The sequence below is a fragment of the Paratractidigestivibacter faecalis genome (genome assembly GCF_003416765.1).
In the GTDB taxonomy this organism is placed as follows: Bacteria; Actinomycetota; Coriobacteriia; order Coriobacteriales; family Atopobiaceae; genus Paratractidigestivibacter; species Paratractidigestivibacter faecalis.
On the sequence record NZ_QSNG01000001.1, the window covers coordinates 2,046,238 to 2,063,827 of the forward strand.

Sequence of the window (17,590 nt, forward strand, 5' to 3'; positions counted from 1 at the left end):
AGAGCATGAGCGCGTTTGCCGTCAAGGCGGACAAGTTCGTCCTCCCGGGATGCCTTAAGGGGCCGGGCTACCTGACCGTGGCCGATGGCGTCTTTGGCACGTACGCCGAGGAGGCTCCCGAGGGCGTCGAGGTCGTTGACCTCTCCGGGAAGTGGGTGGCCCCCGGCTTTGTAGACACGCACATCCACGGCTTCTTCAACCACGCGACCACGGACTGCGACCCCGAGGGCATCAACATCTCGAGCCGCGAGCTCGCCCGCCGCGGAACTACGAGCTGGCTGCCCACGACCTTCACCGAGTCAGTTGAGAGCATCGGCCGCGCCTGCAGGGCCATCGCGGAGGCCGACGAGTCTCGCGGAGACGACTTCGTGGGTGCCCACATCCAGGGCGTCTACCTTGAGGGCCCCTTCTTCACCAGCAAGCACGTTGGCGCGCAGAACCCCGCGTACCTCATCGACCCCAGCTATGAGGCCTTCTCCGAGTGGCAGCGCCTCTCGGGTGGTCGCATCAAGAAGAGCGCCCTGGCGCCCGAGCACGACGGGTCCATCGAGTATATCTCCGCGCTTGCCGCGGAGGGGGTCGTCACCTGCATCGGCCACTCGGACGCAACGTATGCCGAGTCCCTGGCGGCCGTCAACGCCGGCGCGTCCTGCTTTGTGCACACCTACAACGGTATGCGCGGCCTTCACCACCGCGAGCCGGGCATCGTCGGATGCGCAATGACGACTCCGGAGACGTTCGCCGAGGTCATCGCCGATGGTCACCACGTCATGCCCGCCGCCGTCAATGCGCTCGTGCGCGCCAAGGGCTGGGACCACGTCGTGCTCATCACCGACTGCCTGGGCTGCGGCGGCATGCCCGAGGGCGAGTACATGAGCGGCGGGCTGCCCGTCGTCATGCGCGACGGTGCCTGCTACCTCGCAAACGGCAGCAGCCTCGCCGGTTCCATCGCTACGCTTGACAGCGTAGTCAAGAACGTCTTTGACTGGGGCATCGTCACCGCCGAGCAGGCCATCCGCATGGCAACCGAGGTCCCGGCTCGCTCCGCCCACATCGACGACGTCTGCGGTGCCATCGCGCCGGGTCGCACTGCCGACTTCGTGGCGCTCGATTCCGACCTCACGCTCTCCGCGACGTATATGGCGGGCAAGCTCGTGGAGTAGCCCCACGCAGGTCAAAGTAGGCCCTGCAGAGAAGAGCGCCTCCCCGTGTCCTTGGGCACGGGGAGGCGCTCATTCACTCTTCTTCGTAGGCGCCGGGGCCAGTGGCCCCGGGCGTGTTTGTTAATGGCGGTCGATGAAGCCGAAGATGGTTCCGTAGTAGAGCTCGGGGTCGGCCATGGCGGCGCAGCAGTGGCCGGCGGAGGGGACCTGCAGGAGCTCGTGGTCTATGCCGGCGGCCGTCGCGGCCTCGTCAAGACGCACGGCGTTGTAGGGAGCGACCAGCTGGTCGTCCGCACCGTGGATGATGAGGACGGGAGCCTGCGCGTGCGCGATGGCTGCGACGGCGCTGGGCTCGGCGATGTCGTAGCCGCCCTTGCGAGAGCGCAAGATGAGCCGGACCACGTCCAGGAGCGGGTGCGCCGGAAGCGCCTTGCCGTTTGCCCCGAGAGTACCCATGGCGTGGATGGCCTCATTCCAGAAGTCGGCGAAGGCCGAGTCGCTGACAACGGCCTTGACCTGCTGCGGAAGGTCCTTCTCGCCAGCTGCTTCGAGGGCCGCGGCGCCGCCCAGGGAGCTGCCCATAAGAACGATGCCGGAGCCCTCGTCGGATCGCTCGGCGAGCCAACGGCACCACTGGACGAGGTCGCGGCGCTCGAGGTGGCCGCCACCGATGACGGTCCCGCCGGAGTCGCCTTGCGCGCGCATGTCGATGAAGAGCAGGTTGTAGCCCCTCTCGGCAAAGTGGCGAGCAATCCCGAGGCCGTTCTTCCAGCCGCCGCCAAAGCCGTGGGCGTAGATGAGCCAGTTCGCGGATCTGGGGTTCGACTCGAGGAGGTGCCCCACGAGGCGAAGGCCGTCCTCGGAGGTGATGCTCACCTCATCGAAGCTCGTGCGGACGTCGTCGAACCAGGCCTTCGTTGCCGCGGACTCGGTCTTGCGGTTGGCCTCGGCCACCGCGAGCTCGGGCTTGCTCAGAGCTTTGTTCGCGATGGCGAACGCCTTCTCGGCCTCGGGCCCAAAGCTCTCTGCGGAGGCCTGGGGAAAGAAGGCGCCCCTCGTGCCGTCCATGAACTGGGTCACGACGTTGTTTGCCATGGCAATGATGGCCAGGCAGGGGACGATGCCAAAGACGATGAGGCCGATGCCTACCGCGACCTGGCCCGAGGATATGCAGAACGCGCCGGCGGCAACGAGGCACGCCGTGAAGCCGGCGAGGCTTGCTACGCTCGACCAGCTCGCTTTTTCGACGGGCGTCTTCCCGGCGTTCTTTATGCGGTCCTCGTAGAGCCTGGAGCTCTTCTCCACGGGTTTCCTGCCAAATGGCCTCCCGATGGGCATGGTGGGTCCTCTCGTCGGGGATTAATAAGCAAACTATTAGTATACCCTCGGGCCGCGGCGGTCGAGGGGTGGTCGCGGTCACCGGGCGTCCTTGGCTGGCTAGCGAACAAAATAACGGACGCCCTTCTCGCCAGCTGCGCAAACGCAGGCGAGAAGGGCGTCCTGGTCGTTATTTTGTACGCTAATGCAAGTGCTGGCTCCAATGGCAGGCTGCCGTCCGCGTGGCCGCTCCTACCACACCGTCATGGGCCAGTCCTGGGCGGCGGCGCAGATGGTGAGGTGGCCGTCGGGCGTGCGGGCCTCGGTGAAGGCGTCATTTGCGGCGGCAGCCCCCACGGCCTCGGCCAGCGTGCGCACGCAGGTGCTCGGGCGGTTGTTCTCTTGCGAGAGGTGCATGGCAACCACGGTCTCCGTGTCCTCGCCCACGAGCTGCGTCAGCGCCTGGGCCGCCTGCGCGTTGGAGAGGTGGCCGCAAGCGCCGCCTACGCGCGCCTTGAGGTAGGCGGGGTAGGGGCCGCTTGCCAGCATGCGCTCGTCGTGGTTGGATTCCAGCGCCAGGATGCGCACGCCGTGGAGCGCCTCCAGGGCCTCTTTGCCCAGGTGGCCGGTGTCGGTGCAGTAGCCCAGGGCGTCGTCTTCAGTCTCAAAGCGGAAGCCCATGGGGTCGGGCACGTCGTGGTAGGTGGGAAAGGCCTGCACGCGCATGCCGGCCACCTCAAAGGCGTCCGAGTGCCCCACCAGCTCAAACGGAAGCTCGGCGAGGTACTTGCGGGCGCCCACGGTGCCCGCCGTGGCAATGAGCCGCCCGTCAAAGTGGTTGCAGAAGACGGAGAGGCCCGCCACGTGGTCGGAGTGGTCGTGCGTGAGCACCACCGCCTGGACGCGGCCCATGTCGACGCCCAGCTCCGCCGCCCGCTGCATGAGGGCGCGGCGAGAAATGCCGCAGTCCACCAGGACCGAACCCTCGGGCCCCTCCACCACGGCGGCGTTTCCCTTGGAGCCGCTGGCAAGGACGTGCAGGTGAATCTGTGGGGTCATGGGGGACTTCCGACCTTTCTGCCCGGCGGGCGCGGTTGCCGTACACTCAAGAGGTGCCCCTTGGGCGGGGCGCGGCCGCGGGGCTGCGCACTTCCTGCCAGGGGCACGCAAACAGGTTACACGTAGGGGAGGACAAGATGCCGAGCGTTTCTAGGCGCTACCCGGCGGGGGGCAGCCGCTTTGAGCGACCGAGCGCCCGCGTTGACCAGGGGCTGCGCGCCCCCGTGGTGCTCATGGTCTCCGGTGGCGCGGACTCCACGGCGCTGCTGGTGCTGGCCGCCACCTCCTCCCTGGACATTGACGACGGCCGTGGCTCCGCCCGCATTGCCCGCGAGCGCCTGCACGTCCTGCACGTCAACCACCAGCTGCGCGGCATTGACGCCGAGGAGGACGAGGAGTTTGTCCGCGGGCTGGCGGACCGCTACGGCATTCCCTGCACCGTCTGCCGCGCGGACGTGGCGGCGCTTGCCGCCCAGACGGACGGCAACGTCGAGAACGCCGGCCGCGAGCTGCGCTACCGCGAGGCAAACCGCCTGGCAAACGCCCTCTCCGCGGAGTTTGGCACGCCCCGCTCCGCCGCGCGCATCCTGACCGCCCACACGGCCGACGACCGCGCGGAGACCTTCTTCATGAATGCCATCCGCGGCACGGGCGCCTCCGGCCTCTCGTCCATTCCGCGGCGGCGCAACCGCATCGTGCGGCCGCTGCTGGACCGCACCCACGAGGACCTCTGCGACCTCCTGCGCATGCGCGGCATCATCTGGCGAGAAGACCAGACCAACTCCGACACCCGCTACCTGCGCTCCTTTGTGCGCCATGAGGTCATGCCCCGTGTGAGGGCCAGGAACCCCCGCGTCACGGCGAGCCTGGCCAACACCTGCGACATCCTCTCGGAGGAGGACGCCTACCTCACCGCGGTCTCTTCCCGCACGCTGCGCGAGCTAACGCGCCGCAGCTCGGAGGGGGTGCTCACGCTAGACGCGGCCCGTCTGGCGGCATGCGAGGTGGCCATTGCCCGTCGTGCGGTGCGCCAGGCCATCCTGCTGGTGTGCCCGGACGCGCGCCTTGAGGCTCGCCACGTGGCCGGGGTCCTCGAGGTGGTCTCTGCGGGGACGGGGTCGCTCACCATCCCCATGGGCGTGGACGCCCGTGTGGAGCACGGCCTGCTCACGCTGAGGGCCCGCGGGGCCGCGCCGGTGCCGGAGTCCGGCTGGCTGGACGTCCCCGGCCGCATGGCGCTGCCGGACGGCCGCGTGGTTGCGGCGCGCCTGCTGCCTGCGCCCGAGGCCACGGACGTCCCCGCGCTGGCCCGAAGCCACGGGCTTGAGTGGGAGGGCCAGTCGGTCCTGCTGGACGCGCAGGCCGCGGGCGTGGACGCCTCCCTGGGCGGCCGCCTCTGGGTGGACGTGCCGCACCCCGGCGACGTCATGTGCCCCCTGGGCATGCACGGGCAGAGCAAGAAGCTCTCGGACCTCATGGGCGAGGCGCACGTCCCGGTGGCGGAGCGGGCGGCCCAGCCCGTGGTGCACACCTCTCCCACCGGCTCGGTGGTGTGGGTGGCGGGCCTTCGCGCGGACGAGCGTATGCGCTGTACCCCGGCAACCAAACAGCTGCTAGAATTAAGAATCCTGCCCGCCTAGCGGACCGGTGTCCGACAGGCGCGGTATCCTAGGCACGCACGGCCGCCCAGGCGGCACGCAGAAACGCAGACCATCCCAGGAAGGGGACCTCATGGAGGCACTGCACCCGGACGTTTCCGAAGTCATTCTGAGCGAGGAGGACATCAAGTCCATCGTCAGCCGCATGGGTGCTGAGATCACGCGTGACTACAAGGACAAGAACCCCCTGCTGGTCACCGTCCTCAAGGGTGCCGTCATCTTCACGGCAGACATCATGCGCGCAATCGACTGCCCGGTGGCCGTGGACTTCATGGCCGTCTCCAGCTACGGCGACGGCGTGAAGAGCTCCGGCGTGGTTCGCATCCTCAAGGACCTGGACGCCAAGATCGAGGGGCGCGACGTCCTCATCGTGGAGGACATCCTCGACTCTGGCATTACGCTGTCCTATCTCATCAAGATGCTCGAGTCCCGCAATCCCAAGTCCGTCAAGGTGGCCGCCTTCCTGGTGAAGGACGTCGAGGGCAAGAAGCCCGCCGTCCACCCGGAGTACGTGGGTACCCACGTGCCCGACGCCTTCATCGTTGGCTATGGCCTGGACTACGCGGAGCGCTACCGCAACCTTCCCTACATCGGAGTGCTCAAGCCTGAGGTCTACAGCTAACAGACACCACGACCCGCTCCGGCGGGTCGTTTGCTTACCTGGGCCTTCCGGCGAGAGGCACTTCTCGCCTGGCGGGCCGTCGCAATCACGTGCAGCAAGGAGCTCCACCAGTGTCAGACAAGAACGACAGCAAGCTTCCCAACATCCCGGGCGGCGAGGGCCCCAAGGACCCGCGCGTCAACGCCATCACGGCCATCCTGCTTCTGGCCGTGCTGGGCTACCTCGTCTTTGGCATGGGATCCAACCCCTTTGCCGCCAGCGGTACGGACACCCTAGCCACCAGCGACTTCGTAGCCGCCGTCAAGGACGACCGCGTGAAGGACGTGACCTTCAAGTACGCCGACGGCAGCCTCACGGGCACCTACTGGGCAAACGGCTCCGACAAGGACTCCTCCTCGGCGCTCAAGAGCTTCAAGAGCGTCTACGTGGGCGCGGACTCCCTGGCGGAGCTCATGGCCGACCACCCCGGCACCACCTACCGCATTGACACCAGCTCCGATGAGGTACTGCAGACGCTGCTCTTCTCGGTGCTGCCCACCGTCATCATGCTGGTGGTCTTCATCTACTTCATGCGCCGCATGGGCAGCCAGAACGGCCAGACCATGTCCTTTGGCAAGACCAAGGCGCTGACAGCCGAGGGCGAGCGCCCCAAGGTCAAGTTCTCTGACGTCGCGGGCATCGACGAGGCCGTGGAGGAGCTCCAGGAGGTTCGCGACTTCCTCTCCGAGCCCGAGCGCTATCGCAAGATGGGCGCCAAGATCCCGCATGGCGTCCTTCTGGTGGGCCCTCCGGGAACGGGCAAGACCCTGCTGGCCAAGGCCGTGGCCGGCGAGGCAGGCGTGCCGTTCTTCTCCATCAGCGGCTCTGACTTTGTGGAGATGTTCGTGGGCGTGGGAGCCTCCCGCGTGCGCGACCTCTTCAAGCAGGCCAAGGAGGCCGCCCCCTGCATCATCTTCATCGACGAGATCGACGCCGTGGGACGCCAGCGCGGGGCCGGCCTGGGCGGCGGCCACGACGAGCGCGAGCAGACGCTTAACCAGCTGCTGGTAGAGATGGACGGCTTTGAGGACAACTCCGCCGTCATCCTCATTGCCGCCACCAACCGCCCGGACATCCTGGACCCGGCCCTGCTGCGCCCGGGCCGCTTTGACCGTCGCGTTACGGTGGACCGCCCCGACGTCTCTGGCCGCCAGAAGATCCTGGGGGTCCACGCGGCCAACAAGCCGCTGGCCTCCGACGTCGACCTTGAGCGCATTGCCAAGATCACCCCGGGCTTCACGGGTGCCGACCTGGCAAACCTCATGAACGAGAGCGCCCTTCTGGCCGCGCGCAGGCGCAAGGAGAAGGTCGGGCGCGACGAGGTGGAGGAGGCCATGGAGCGCGTCATGGCCGGCCCGGAGCGCAAGAGCCGCGTGATGAGCCAGAAGGAGCGCGAGGTCATCGCCTTCCACGAGAGCGGCCACGCCCTGGTGGGCCACGTGCTGGAGAACTCCGACCCCATCCACAAGATCTCGATCATCGCTCGCGGCCAGGCGCTTGGCTACACCATGCAGGTGCCGGAGCAGGACCACTTCCTGAGCTCGCGCGACGAGATGCTGGACCAGATCGCGGTGCTGCTGGGCGGCCGCACAGCCGAGGAGCTCTTCTGCGGTGACATCACCACCGGCGCAAGCAACGACCTCGAGCGTGCCACCAAGATCGCGCGCGAGATGGTCACCCGCTACGGCATGAGCGAGGAGCTGGGCACCCAGGTCTTTGGCGAGGCCCAGCACGAGGTCTTCCTGGGCCGCGACTACGCCCAGAAGAACGACTACTCCGCCGAGACCGCAAAGCGCATCGATGACGAGATCGAGCGCATCATGCGCGAGGCGCATGACCGCGCGCGCGAGGTGCTCTCTGCCCGCGGCGACCAGATGCGCACCATGGCCGAGGTGCTCCTTGACCGCGAGACCGTGGAGGGCCCGGCCGTGAACGCCCTTCTCGACGGCACCTGGGACCAGTACGTGGCCGAGCACCCGGAGGAGGGCGGCAAGCCCAAGACGGCTCCCGGCCAGATTGACGAGGACCTCGTCGCCGAGGCCGCCGCAGCCGCTGCCGAGCGCGAGAGCCAGTAAACGGGGACGTTGTTGGTTACCAGGTAAAAGGGACACCCCTTGCATTCCAGAGGCCCCGCGGGTACGCCGCCCGTGGGGCTCTTTGTTGCCCGTGCTGGTGGCATTTGGGTCTTGGTTTCTACAACATTCGGATTTTGGTATCTGAGCGATTCGGATTCTGGTATATATTTGATTCGGGTTTTGGTATAACCAAGGGTGAAGAACCGTGCGATGGGGGGTAAGCGTGTCGAACGGGAAGACCATTGGGGTGCCCAGACCGGCTGCATATACGCCAAGAATCGTCGACAGACAAATAGAGAAGTACCTCGGTCTGTTTGGTGCCGTTGAGGTGTCGGGCGCCAAGTGGTGTGGCAAGACCTGGTCTTCCCTTGCGCACGCGGCGTCCGTGACCTACGTCGATAGGGGCGCTAACCTGCAGATTATTCAGGCGGACCCTGCCTATGCCCTTGCGGGCGACCGTCCACATGTCATCGACGAGTGGCAGCGCGTCCCGGCCATTTGGGACACGGTGAGACACGCCTCAGACGAGCTGGGGGAAGCGAAAGGGGCTTGGATACTGACGGGCTCCTCGACTCCAAATAAAGACAAGACGGCTCACAGCGGCGCCGGGCGCATTGGACGAGTCAGGATGCATCCCATGACGCTTGCCGAGACTGGGGAGTCGAGCGGCCGAGTCAGTCTTGCGGGCCTCTTCCGCGGCGAGTTTGAGCCATGCCAGTGCGATAACGGCATTGAGTCCTTGGCAAGGCTTGCTGTCCGCGGCGGTTGGCCTGCAGAGCGCACAGCTCAGCCAGGGGATGCGCAGATTGTCCTCAGGGACTACATGGAGTCCATCTTTATCCAGAGCATTCCACGCCTGGGCGGAAACGAGAGCACGGCGCGGCGGCTTGCGCTGTCGCTAGCCCGTAATCTCGGCCAGTCCACCAAGGCAGATACGCTCATCCGGGATACCTACGCGTTGGGTTCAGCCGAAACGACTTCGGAGAGCCAGCGCAAGGAGGTGGCCGGTCTCCTGGATATATTCACGCGCCTCTTCCTTGTTGATGAGGTGCCGGGCTGGGTCCCGGCATCTCGTTCGCCCAAGCGCATGCGGGTCAAGCCAAAGCGATACTTTGCTGATCCGTCCCTTCCGGTTGCACTTCTCGGTTTGTCCTGTGAGGCACTTCTGCAGGATTGGCAGAGCTTCGGCCTTGTATTTGAGAACCTTGTTATGCGTGACCTCGACGTCTATTCCCGTGCACTGGACTTTGGCATGTCCTCTCCGCTGCGCTACTACCGTGATGATTCCGACCTTGAAGCCGACGCAATCATTGAGAGGCCCGATGGAAACTGGGCTGCCATCGAGATCAAGGTGAGCCTCGATAAGGTCGACGAGGCCGCGTCGCAGCTTTTGAGGATTCGGAAAAAGGTCTGTGGAAGCGCCGTCGCGCGAGTGAGGGAACCGGCGTTCCTGGCTGTGGTAACTGGCATGGGCGAGGTGGCATATCGCCGCTCCGACGGCGTATATGTGATTCCGATTCGCGCGTTGGGGGCATAGCGCGCCCGTCTGGTCGGAGGCTCTCCTTGCCAGGCAACTTGTGTCGGGTGGGTTGCGCGCCCGCTGGCGTGGGCGCCTGCTGCGCGACGCACGCCTACAATTGGCCCATCAGGCCATCAGAACGGAGCACCCATGACCATCAACGAGAAGAGCTACGCCTACGGCGCGCAGAAGTCCTCCATCCGCGAGATCGCCGCCTACGGCAGCGCCCGCAAGGCCCAGATCGGCGCGGAGAACGTCTTTGACTTCGGCCTGGGCAACCCCTCCATCCCGGCGCCGGAGTCCGTGCGCTCCTCCATCGCCCGCGCGCTGGAGCTGCCGCCCACGCAGCTGCACGGCTACACGCCGGCCCCCGGCCTGCCCGCCGCTCGCGAGGCCGTGGCCGCGAGCCTCAACCGCCGCTTTGGCACCAGCTACGCCGCCGGTGACGTCTACCTCACCTGCGGTGCCGCCGCCTCGCTCTCCATCAGCTTCCACACGACGGTGAACGTGGGCGACGAGGTCATTGTGATCGCGCCGTACTTCCCCGAGTACCGCGTGTGGATCGAGACCGCCGGCGCGACCTGCGTCGAGGTCATGGCAGACCCCGAAACGTTCCAGATTGACGTTGCCGCCGTTGCGGCCGCCATCACGGCCAAGACCAAGGCCATCGTCATTAACTCGCCGAACAACCCCGTCGGCTCCGTTTACGCCGAGCAGAACCTCCGCGACCTCGCCGCTGCGCTCGCCGCCGCCGAGGAGCGCCTGGGCACGCAGATCTACCTCGTGGCCGACGAACCCTACCGCGAGATTACCTACGGCGCCGAGGTGCCCTGGGTGCCCGCCATCTACGACCGCACCATCGTCTGCTACTCCTACTCAAAGAGCCTCAGCCTGCCGGGCGAGCGCATCGGCTGGGTGCTCGTGCCCAACACGAACCCTGACCACGACAAGCTTGTGCTCGCGGTCGCCGGTGCTGGCCGCAAGCTGGGCTTCGTCTGCGCCCCGGCCATTTTCCAGCGCGTGGTGATCGACTGCGTGGATGAGCCCACTGACGTGGAGGCCTACGCCGAGAACCGCCGCGCCCTCACCGAGGGGCTCTCGGCGCTCGGCTACGAGTTCGTCGAGCCGCAGGGGGCGTTCTACCTGTGGGTTAAGGCGCTCGAGCCTGACGCCAACGCGTTCTTCGAGCGTGCCAAGGCCCTTGAGCTGCTGCCCGTCCCGTCCGACAGCTTTGGCTGCCCCGGCTGGGTCCGCGTTGGCTACTGCGTGAGCAAGGAGACCATCGTCAACTCCATGTCCGCCTGGAAGAAGCTCGCTGAGAGTTACGAGTAGACGAGAAGCGCCACAAGGCCGAACGTTTGGCGCCCCAGGTGCGAGGCCATGCCTTCGCACCTGGGGTGCTTTTCTCGCCGGCGCTCGTGCCTGGTGGACGTTTCTCGCAGGTGCGATAGCGCCTGCCGCCCGCGGCTACAATGAAGTCGAGAAGCAACGAGCCCCCAGGAGGCGCACCACCCATGATTCGCATCAGCTGCGACGTCCACACGCACACGCTGGCCTCTCGCCATGCGTACTCCACCATCGAGGAGAACGTCCGAGCGGCGGCAGACCAGAACTTCGAGCTTCTGGGTTCCACTGACCACTTCTCGGACATGCTCTATCCCGACCAGGACGTCAGGAACTTCCAGTTCTTCCTCAACGTGAAGGCCTGGCCGCGCCAGTGGCACGGCGTCATGGTTCTGCATGGCTGCGAGGCGGACATCGTGGACGGCCAGGGCAACCTCTTCGGGCATAACATCACCGTTGACCACGAGATCAACGGCCAGGCGCTCCATGGCGCAACCACGCTAAAGAAACGCGTCTTCCGCAACTGCGACTACGTCATCGCGAGCATCCACCGCAAGGACTTTACCAACGACCAGACCCCCGCGCAGAACGCCCAGATGTACATCAACGCGCTGCAGGACAAGAAGGTGCTCATCCTCGGGCACCTCGGCCGTTCCGGCGTGGACTTCGAGCTTGACCCGGTACTCAAGGCAGCGCGCGACCTCGGCAAGCTCGTGGAGCTCAACGAGGCCAGCCTCACGAGCTCCGAGAAGCGCGACAAGTCCCTCCTGCCCTGCCACCACATTGCCGAGCGCTGTGCCGAGCTGGGTGTCCAGGTCTCCTTTGGCAGCGACTCCCATGTCAGCGCTGGAATCGCGCGCTGCGAGGGCGTCGGCTCCCTTCTGGAGGAGCTCGACTTCCCCGAGGAGCTCGTGGCCTGCCGCAGCAAGGAGGCCTTCCTGGCCGCGGCCCGCGCCGCGCTGCCGGAATTCTCGCTCTAGGGTCGTTGCCACGCCTGCCGTCGCCGGACGCCCGCGCCCTACAGCTCTATGGTCAGCTCCACGGGGCAGTGGTCGCTGCCAAAGACCTCCGGCAGGATGCTCGCGCCGGTCACGCGGTCCGCGATGCCATCGCTCACCAGGAAGTAGTCAATGCGCCAGCCCGCGTTCTTCTCGCGGGCGTGGAAGCGGTAGCTCCACCAGCTGTATGCGCCGGCCAGGTCCGGATGGCGAGCGCGGAACGTGTCGGTGAACCCGGCGTCAAGAAGCGCCGAGAAGCTCGCGCGCTCCTCGTCGGAGAATCCGGCGTTGCCGCGGTTGGGGCCGGGGTTCTTGAGGTCTATCTCCTCGTGGGCGACGTTGAAGTCTCCGCAGGTCACAACCGGCTTCTGCCCTGCCAGCTCGCAAAGGAACTCCCGGTAGCGCGCGTCCCACTCAAGACGCTCGTCAATGCGGGCCAGGCCGTTCTTGGCGTTGGGCGTGTAGACGTTCACAAACCAGTACCGGTCAAACTCCAGCGCGCAGACGCGCCCCTCGTCATCAGCCACCGGGCAGCTTATCTGCCGCACCACCCGCAGCGGCTCCTGGCGAGAGAAGACCGCCGTCCCGGAGTAGCCCTTGCGCTCTGCGTAGTTCCACGTTTGATAATAACCCGGCAGGTCGAGCTCCAGCTGGCCCTCCTGGAGCTTGGTCTCCTGCAGGGCAAAGACATCGGCGTCCAGCTGGCCAAAGATCTGCTCGAAGCCGGGGTCCTTCTTCATCACGGCGCGCAGTCCGTTGACGTTCCAAGAAACAAGTCGCAGCTCGCGGGCGGTAGACATGGGGCTCCTCACACGCGTGGGTCCAACGGGGCAATGGCCCCCAGTGTAGCGCGCCCGGCGAGAAGCGCGTTCTTCTCGCCGGGCGCAGCCGGGCCTATGCGATGGTGATGTAGCCGTCCCAGCCGTCGGGAGGCTGCGGCCCGCCGTCGGCGGAGCCAAACAGGAACTCGCGCCACCTCGGAAGCTCACGGATGCCCTGCGCGCGCCCGGCCTCAAACTGGGCGTTGAGCAGCGTCGCGTTGGTGGTGCCGGAAGAGACCATCATCTGCTCGGGCCACACCACGTAGACGCTACCCTCGTCGGCCAGCCGCTCGATGCGCTCCAGCTCCTCGTTGTACCGCTCCCACCTGGTCAGAAGCGCGTTCAGCAGGTAGGGGTAGTCTCCGGCCATGCGCTCGTAGGCGCGCTGCTCGGTGGCGGTTGGGGCCTGCTTGCGGTAGCCGCGCGGGCGCGTGGCCACAAAGAAGGTCCTCTTGTAGCCGTCCTTCTCGGCCATGCAGACGGGAAGGCCCGCGCCCTCGCCCAGGCCCCCGTCGTACAGCACGTGTCCGTCCACGGGGCGCGGGCGCATGGCGCCCGGCAGCGTGGAGCTGGCGCGCACGATGTCCATGAGGCGAACGCGGTCCGTCATGCCCTCCTTGCCAAACCGCAGCGTGCAGCCGGTGTCTCGCTGGAAGGCCTGGATGCGCACGTCGGCAGGGTTTGCCATGAAGGTCTCGTAGTCAAACGGCAGCGTGCCCAGGGTGACGGCGTCCTCGTAGAGCGCGTCCGCGTCAAAGTAGCCGTGCCCGCGCGCAAGGGAGCGCAGGCCCGTGGCCTCGCGGGCGGCCTCGTGCATCATGAAGGCCTCGCGCACGCGGAACTTGTCGTCAGACACGTAGTCCACGGTGTTGGAGGACCCTGCGGAGACGCCGCAGACGTAGCCAAAGCGAATGCCCACGTCCATGAGGACGGTGGCGATTCCCGCCGAGAAGGTCTCCCTGTACCCGCCGCCCTCAAAGGCGAGGGCGCAGTCGCAGACGTTGGGCGTGAGGTCTCTCATGTGGTCTCCCGTGTTTGGGCGCCCAGGGGGGCGCGGTTCAACGCAAGAGTTATTACCCCTTTTTCTGACGCTGATTCAAATGCCCTGTCTGCCGCCTCGCCCCGCACGACCTATACTTCCGGCAGCAGCCTAAGAGGGGAGAAGCGCATGGCAAAGGTGATTTCGGACGCCGCGCAGGCCGCGGCCGAGCTTTCCGCGGCGGTGGGCCAGGCAAAGTCGATGGTCTTCTTCGGCGGGGCGGGGGTCTCCACGGCCTCGGGCATCCCGGACTTCCGCAGCGAGGACGGCCTCTACTACCAGCACTTCAAGTACCCGCCCGAGGAGATGCTCTCCCACGACTTCTATGTCACGCACACCGAGGAGTTCTTTGACTTCTACCGCACGCGCATGATTGCCCTTGGCGCCAAGCCCAACCAGGCCCACCTCAAGCTGGCCGAGCTGGAGCGCGCGGGCAAGCTCGCGGCCGTGGTGACGCAGAACATCGACGGGCTCCACCAGGCCGCCGGCTCCAAGAACGTGCTGGAGCTCCACGGCTCGGTGCACCGCAATGTCTGCCAGCGCTGCGGCCGCGTCTACTCTGCCGAGTGGATCATGGGTACGGAGGGCGTGCCGCGCTGCCCGGAGTGCGGCGGAGCCATCAAGCCGGATGTGGTCCTGTACGGGGAGAGCCTGGACGAGCGCGCGCTTCTCGCCTCCGTGAAGGCAATCGAGTCGGCCGACCTGCTGATCATCGGCGGGACGTCCCTGGTGGTGTACCCGGCGGCCGGGCTGGTCAACTACTTCAATGGCTCCAGGCTGGTCATTGTCAACAGGCAGCCCACGCCCCAGGACGCCAGCGCTGACCTCGTGTGCGCCTGCGACATTGCCAAGGCGTTTGACTTCTAGGCAGCCCGGGCCGACTTCTAGTGTCTGTCTGACGTTTGCGGGGTGCCTGTCCGTGCCGGGTACAATGGTGGTTTGAATCACCCGGCCTGGAAAGGTTTGACCATGCTCAGAGAGAACTACGGCACCTGGCGCTGCGGCAGGCACGAGATCGGCCTGGCCCGCCCGCGCATCATGGGAATCCTCAACGTCACGCCTGACTCGTTCTCTGACGGCGGCAAGAACCTTGACCCGGAGGCGGCCATCCAGCGGGGCCTCCAGATGCTGGACGAGGGCGCCGACATCATCGACGTCGGCGGCGAGTCCACGCGTCCGGGCCACCGGCCCGTCTCGCCCAAGGAGGAGGCCGAGCGCATTATCCCCGTGGTGAGGGGGCTTGTGGCCGAGGGCGCCGTGGTCTCCGTCGACACGCGCCACGCCGAGGTGGCGCAGCTCTGCGCCCGCCTGGGCGCCTCCATCATCAACGACGTGACCGGCTTCACCGACCCGGCCATGGTGCAGGTTGCCGCCGAGACGGACTGCGGCCTCGTGGTCATGCACTGGGACCAGGGCGGCCTGGGCACGCACGCCCCTCGCCGCCAGGTGGTGCTGGACGAGAGCCGCCCTGCGCGCCCGGAGCAGCCCCGTCCAACCGTGAGCTCGCACCGCTTCACCCTGCCTGACGAGGCGCCCATCATGCGCCAGGTCATGGGCTTTTTGGGCGACCAGGCCCGTACCCTCATGCGGGCGGGTGTCCAGCGCGAGCGCATCTGCATTGACCCTGGCCCCGGCTTCGATAAGTTCGCCGACGAGGACGTGGTCATCCAACGAGCCACTCGCTCAATGGTCTCTATGGGCTATCCCGTGCTCACGGCCGTGAGCCGCAAGAGGTTTGTGGGCGCGGTCTCCGGCGTCGAGGACGCGGCCGCGCGTGATGCCGCCACCCAGGGCATCTGCATCTCCGCCGTGGCAAACGGGGCCCGCATCCTGCGCGTGCACGACGTGGCGGGCGCCGCCCAGGCCATCAACGCCTACTGGGCGGTGAGCCACAAGGACTCCCGCCAGGGCTTTGTGAGCCTGGGCTCCAACGTGGGCGACCGCCTGGGCAACCTCGCCCGGGCCACGCAGCTCATCGACGAGATTCCCCTTACCTGCGTCGCCGCCGTCAGCCACGCCTACGACACGGAGCCCGCCTACGGCATAGCCACCTCCGTGGCCAACTGCGTGGTGGAGATCCGCACGGAGCTCCACCCGCTGGTGCTCATCGACAAGCTGCTTGAGGTGGAGAAGAGCCTGGGCCGTCGTCGCGCCGATGCCAAGACGCGCGACCCCAAGAAGCCCGGCACGGCCGCCCGCACCATCGACTGCGACCTCATGTGGGTCGAGGGGGAGTCCCACCAGGGCGTCAAGCTGACGCTGCCGCACCCCCGCCTGGGCGAGCGCGACTACGTCATCGTGCCCATGGAGGACCTCATGCACGACCCGGTGCGCTTCCTCACCCATGGGGGCGTCACCGTCCTTCCGCGCGAGCAGCGCGTCGGCGCCGTCACGTCCGACCTTGGCCCCATTGTCTGGGAGTAAGAGGAGTTACTTGCATGTCTGATTTTATCGACATCGTTGAGCAGGCCCGCGCCGGGGCCCCTGCCGGCCAGAGGAACGTTCAGCTTGACGCAGACACGCTGCTGGTGGAGCTGGTCGTGCGGCCCGCGGTGGGCATGGCCTTCCTGACGGGCGCGCCCTATGCGGCGGCGCTTGGCGTGGCGGACGCCCTGGCTGGCCTGGGGGCCACCGGGATCGGCGTCGCCTGGCCGCACGACGTCTGCGGTCCCGATGGCGTCATGGCGACGGTCCGCACCACGGCTGGCTACGGCGAGGGCATGTTCGTCGTCTGCCACGTGGCCCTTGCCGGCGTGACGCCGCAGACGGCCGACGCCCTGGCGGGCGCCGTGGCCGAGGGCGTGCTTGCCCGCGTTGACCAGTGGGCGGAGGGCATCTCCCAGGCCGGACGCGCGGCAACGCCCCTCGGTCCCATCCTCAACGAGCTCTTTGACCGCATGCCGCTCATGGGCAAGCCGGCCGAGGTGGTCTATCCCAACGGCAAGGTGGCCATGAGGGGCACCCTGGTGGGCATGGACGTCTGGGGCCGCGCCACCATCAGAAACGAGTTCGGCCGAGACCTGGACATTGCCCCGGAGCACGCGAGCATTCGCGCCGCCGCCGAGTAGGGGAGGGCGCCCTACGCGCCGCCGTGCTGCTGAAGCCAGATCTCACGGATGCCGCGCAGGGTCAGCGTGGGGTCCACGGCGTCAAAGAGGTCCGTCGCGCGGCTGACGGTGCGGGCCAGGCCGCCGGTGCCAATGACCTTTGCCTGCTCGATGCCCAGCTCCGCCTTCATGCGCGAGACGAGGCCCTCGGCCTGGGCCGCGGCGCCAATCACCAGGCCGGACTGCATGGCGGTCTCCGTGGTGTCCCCCAGCGCGTGCTCGGGCGCCTCCACGGGGATGCTGGCCAGCTTTGCGGCCTTGCTGAACAGCGCGTTTGCAGAGAGCATCAGGCCGGGCGAGATGGCTCCGCCGCGGTAGGCGCCGCGGCCGTCCACCACGTCGATGTTGGTGGCCGTGCCAAAGTCCACCACGATGACGGGCGAGCCGTAGGCGTTCCTGGCGGCTATGGCGTTGGCGATGCGGTCCGCGCCCACGGTGCGGGGGTTGGGCATGTCGATGGGCATGCCGTAGTCGTGCGTCGCGTTGACCAGCAGCGGGCTTCTGCCCAGCAGGTCTCCCAGGCAGCGCCACCAGGCGCGCGTCAGCGCGGGCACCACGCTGGCCACGGCCGCGGCAGAGACGTCTGCCAGCTCGTAGCCGTCCTTGAGGAAGTACGAGAACAGGCGCGCGTGCAGCATGTCGGAGGTGTCGCTGGCGTTGCTCGTCATGCGCCAGCCCTTGGCCAGCTGCCCCTCGTCGTCAAAGAGGCCGAGCGTGGACTGCGTGTTGCCGACGTCGATGGCAAGGAACATGGTGACCCTCCGTAGGTTGCTGGCGATGTGACCAGTATGGTGCAAGGCCGCACCCGCCCGCCCTGGCATTTTCAGAC

General features: G+C 67.0%; 15 protein-coding genes. 10 read left to right on the forward strand and 5 right to left on the reverse strand.

What is annotated here, in order from left to right; all coding sequences use genetic code 11:
- Positions 1–5: 5 nt before the first annotated feature.
- Positions 6–1,163 (forward strand): N-acetylglucosamine-6-phosphate deacetylase, encoded by a 1,158-nt coding sequence (gene nagA / locus DXV50_RS09175; protein WP_117205887.1) that lies wholly within the window; start codon positions 6–8, stop codon positions 1,161–1,163.
- 120 nt (positions 1,164–1,283) lie between these two features.
- Here nagA and DXV50_RS09180 read toward each other — a convergent pair whose 3' ends face one another.
- Both DXV50_RS09180 and DXV50_RS09185 read right to left on the reverse strand, forming a co-directional pair.
- On the reverse strand, positions 1,284–2,468 hold the full coding sequence (locus DXV50_RS09180) for an alpha/beta hydrolase (protein WP_157967002.1): 1,185 nt from the start codon (positions 2,466–2,468) through the stop codon (positions 1,284–1,286).
- Between the two features lie 264 nt (positions 2,469–2,732).
- Positions 2,733–3,539, reverse strand: coding sequence for an MBL fold metallo-hydrolase (locus DXV50_RS09185; protein ID WP_117205889.1), 807 nt, complete (start codon positions 3,537–3,539; stop codon positions 2,733–2,735).
- A gap of 137 nt (positions 3,540–3,676) precedes the next feature.
- Here DXV50_RS09185 and tilS point away from each other — a divergent pair, with 137 nt between their 5' ends.
- The 6 genes from tilS to DXV50_RS09215 all read left to right on the forward strand — a co-directional run bounded on the left by tilS (position 3,677) and on the right by DXV50_RS09215 (position 11,776).
- Positions 3,677–5,179 (forward strand): tRNA lysidine(34) synthetase TilS, encoded by a 1,503-nt coding sequence (gene tilS, locus DXV50_RS09190; protein WP_198666457.1) that lies wholly within the window; start codon positions 3,677–3,679, stop codon positions 5,177–5,179.
- 91 nt (positions 5,180–5,270) lie between these two features.
- Positions 5,271–5,819, forward strand: a complete 549-nt coding sequence (gene hpt / locus DXV50_RS09195) for a hypoxanthine phosphoribosyltransferase (RefSeq protein WP_117205890.1) — start codon at positions 5,271–5,273, stop codon at positions 5,817–5,819.
- Between the two features lie 110 nt (positions 5,820–5,929).
- The gene (ftsH, locus tag DXV50_RS09200) at positions 5,930–7,933 is read left to right on the forward strand and encodes an ATP-dependent zinc metalloprotease FtsH (protein WP_269801652.1); all 2,004 of its coding nucleotides are present in this window, start codon (positions 5,930–5,932) and stop codon (positions 7,931–7,933) included.
- A gap of 223 nt (positions 7,934–8,156) precedes the next feature.
- Positions 8,157–9,470, forward strand: a complete 1,314-nt coding sequence (locus tag DXV50_RS09205; protein ID WP_117205891.1) for an ATP-binding protein — start codon at positions 8,157–8,159, stop codon at positions 9,468–9,470.
- A gap of 132 nt (positions 9,471–9,602) precedes the next feature.
- A complete protein-coding gene (locus DXV50_RS09210; RefSeq protein WP_117205892.1) occupies positions 9,603–10,784 on the forward strand; it encodes a pyridoxal phosphate-dependent aminotransferase in 1,182 nt (393 codons plus the stop codon).
- 182 nt (positions 10,785–10,966) lie between these two features.
- Positions 10,967–11,776, forward strand: a complete 810-nt coding sequence (locus DXV50_RS09215; RefSeq protein WP_198666458.1) for a PHP domain-containing protein — start codon at positions 10,967–10,969, stop codon at positions 11,774–11,776.
- A 38-nt stretch (positions 11,777–11,814) separates the two neighbouring features.
- Here DXV50_RS09215 and DXV50_RS09220 read toward each other — a convergent pair whose 3' ends face one another.
- Both DXV50_RS09220 and DXV50_RS09225 read right to left on the reverse strand, forming a co-directional pair.
- Positions 11,815–12,594, reverse strand: coding sequence for an exodeoxyribonuclease III (locus tag DXV50_RS09220; protein WP_117205893.1), 780 nt, complete (start codon positions 12,592–12,594; stop codon positions 11,815–11,817).
- A 94-nt stretch (positions 12,595–12,688) separates the two neighbouring features.
- Positions 12,689–13,636, reverse strand: a complete 948-nt coding sequence (locus DXV50_RS09225) for a patatin-like phospholipase family protein (RefSeq protein ID WP_117205894.1) — start codon at positions 13,634–13,636, stop codon at positions 12,689–12,691.
- A 147-nt stretch (positions 13,637–13,783) separates the two neighbouring features.
- Between DXV50_RS09225 and DXV50_RS09230 the strand changes: the two genes are divergently transcribed.
- The 3 genes from DXV50_RS09230 to DXV50_RS09240 all read left to right on the forward strand — a co-directional run bounded on the left by DXV50_RS09230 (position 13,784) and on the right by DXV50_RS09240 (position 16,722).
- The gene (locus tag DXV50_RS09230; RefSeq protein WP_117205895.1) at positions 13,784–14,521 is read left to right on the forward strand and encodes an NAD-dependent protein deacylase; all 738 of its coding nucleotides are present in this window, start codon (positions 13,784–13,786) and stop codon (positions 14,519–14,521) included.
- 102 nt (positions 14,522–14,623) lie between these two features.
- Positions 14,624–16,078, forward strand: coding sequence for a dihydropteroate synthase (folP, locus tag DXV50_RS09235; RefSeq protein WP_117205896.1), 1,455 nt, complete (start codon positions 14,624–14,626; stop codon positions 16,076–16,078).
- A gap of 14 nt (positions 16,079–16,092) precedes the next feature.
- Positions 16,093–16,722 carry a hypothetical protein gene (locus DXV50_RS09240; RefSeq protein ID WP_117205897.1) on the forward strand — a complete coding sequence of 210 codons (630 nt, stop codon included), beginning with the start codon at positions 16,093–16,095 and terminating at the stop codon, positions 16,720–16,722.
- Between the two features lie 11 nt (positions 16,723–16,733).
- Here the strand turns inward: DXV50_RS09240 and DXV50_RS09245 are convergent, their stop codons facing one another.
- Positions 16,734–17,513 carry a type III pantothenate kinase gene (locus DXV50_RS09245; protein ID WP_117205898.1) on the reverse strand — a complete coding sequence of 260 codons (780 nt, stop codon included), beginning with the start codon at positions 17,511–17,513 and terminating at the stop codon, positions 16,734–16,736.
- Between the last annotated feature and the right edge of the window lie 77 nt (positions 17,514–17,590).

Coding starts and splice junctions, on each gene's coding strand:
- nagA (WP_117205887.1), top strand. CDS start 6: ATGAGCGCGTTTGCCGTCAAGGCGGACAAGTTCGTCCTCCCGGGATGC.
- DXV50_RS09185 (WP_117205889.1), bottom strand. CDS start 3,539: ATGACCCCACAGATTCACCTGCACGTCCTTGCCAGCGGCTCCAAGGGA.
- tilS (WP_198666457.1), top strand. CDS start 3,677: ATGCCGAGCGTTTCTAGGCGCTACCCGGCGGGGGGCAGCCGCTTTGAG.
- hpt (WP_117205890.1), top strand. CDS start 5,271: ATGGAGGCACTGCACCCGGACGTTTCCGAAGTCATTCTGAGCGAGGAG.
- DXV50_RS09210 (WP_117205892.1), top strand. CDS start 9,603: ATGACCATCAACGAGAAGAGCTACGCCTACGGCGCGCAGAAGTCCTCC.
- DXV50_RS09215 (WP_198666458.1), top strand. CDS start 10,967: ATGATTCGCATCAGCTGCGACGTCCACACGCACACGCTGGCCTCTCGC.
- DXV50_RS09220 (WP_117205893.1), bottom strand. CDS start 12,594: ATGTCTACCGCCCGCGAGCTGCGACTTGTTTCTTGGAACGTCAACGGA.
- DXV50_RS09225 (WP_117205894.1), bottom strand. CDS start 13,636: ATGAGAGACCTCACGCCCAACGTCTGCGACTGCGCCCTCGCCTTTGAG.
- DXV50_RS09230 (WP_117205895.1), top strand. CDS start 13,784: ATGGCAAAGGTGATTTCGGACGCCGCGCAGGCCGCGGCCGAGCTTTCC.
- folP (WP_117205896.1), top strand. CDS start 14,624: ATGCTCAGAGAGAACTACGGCACCTGGCGCTGCGGCAGGCACGAGATC.
- DXV50_RS09240 (WP_117205897.1), top strand. CDS start 16,093: ATGTCTGATTTTATCGACATCGTTGAGCAGGCCCGCGCCGGGGCCCCT.
- DXV50_RS09245 (WP_117205898.1), bottom strand. CDS start 17,513: ATGTTCCTTGCCATCGACGTCGGCAACACGCAGTCCACGCTCGGCCTC.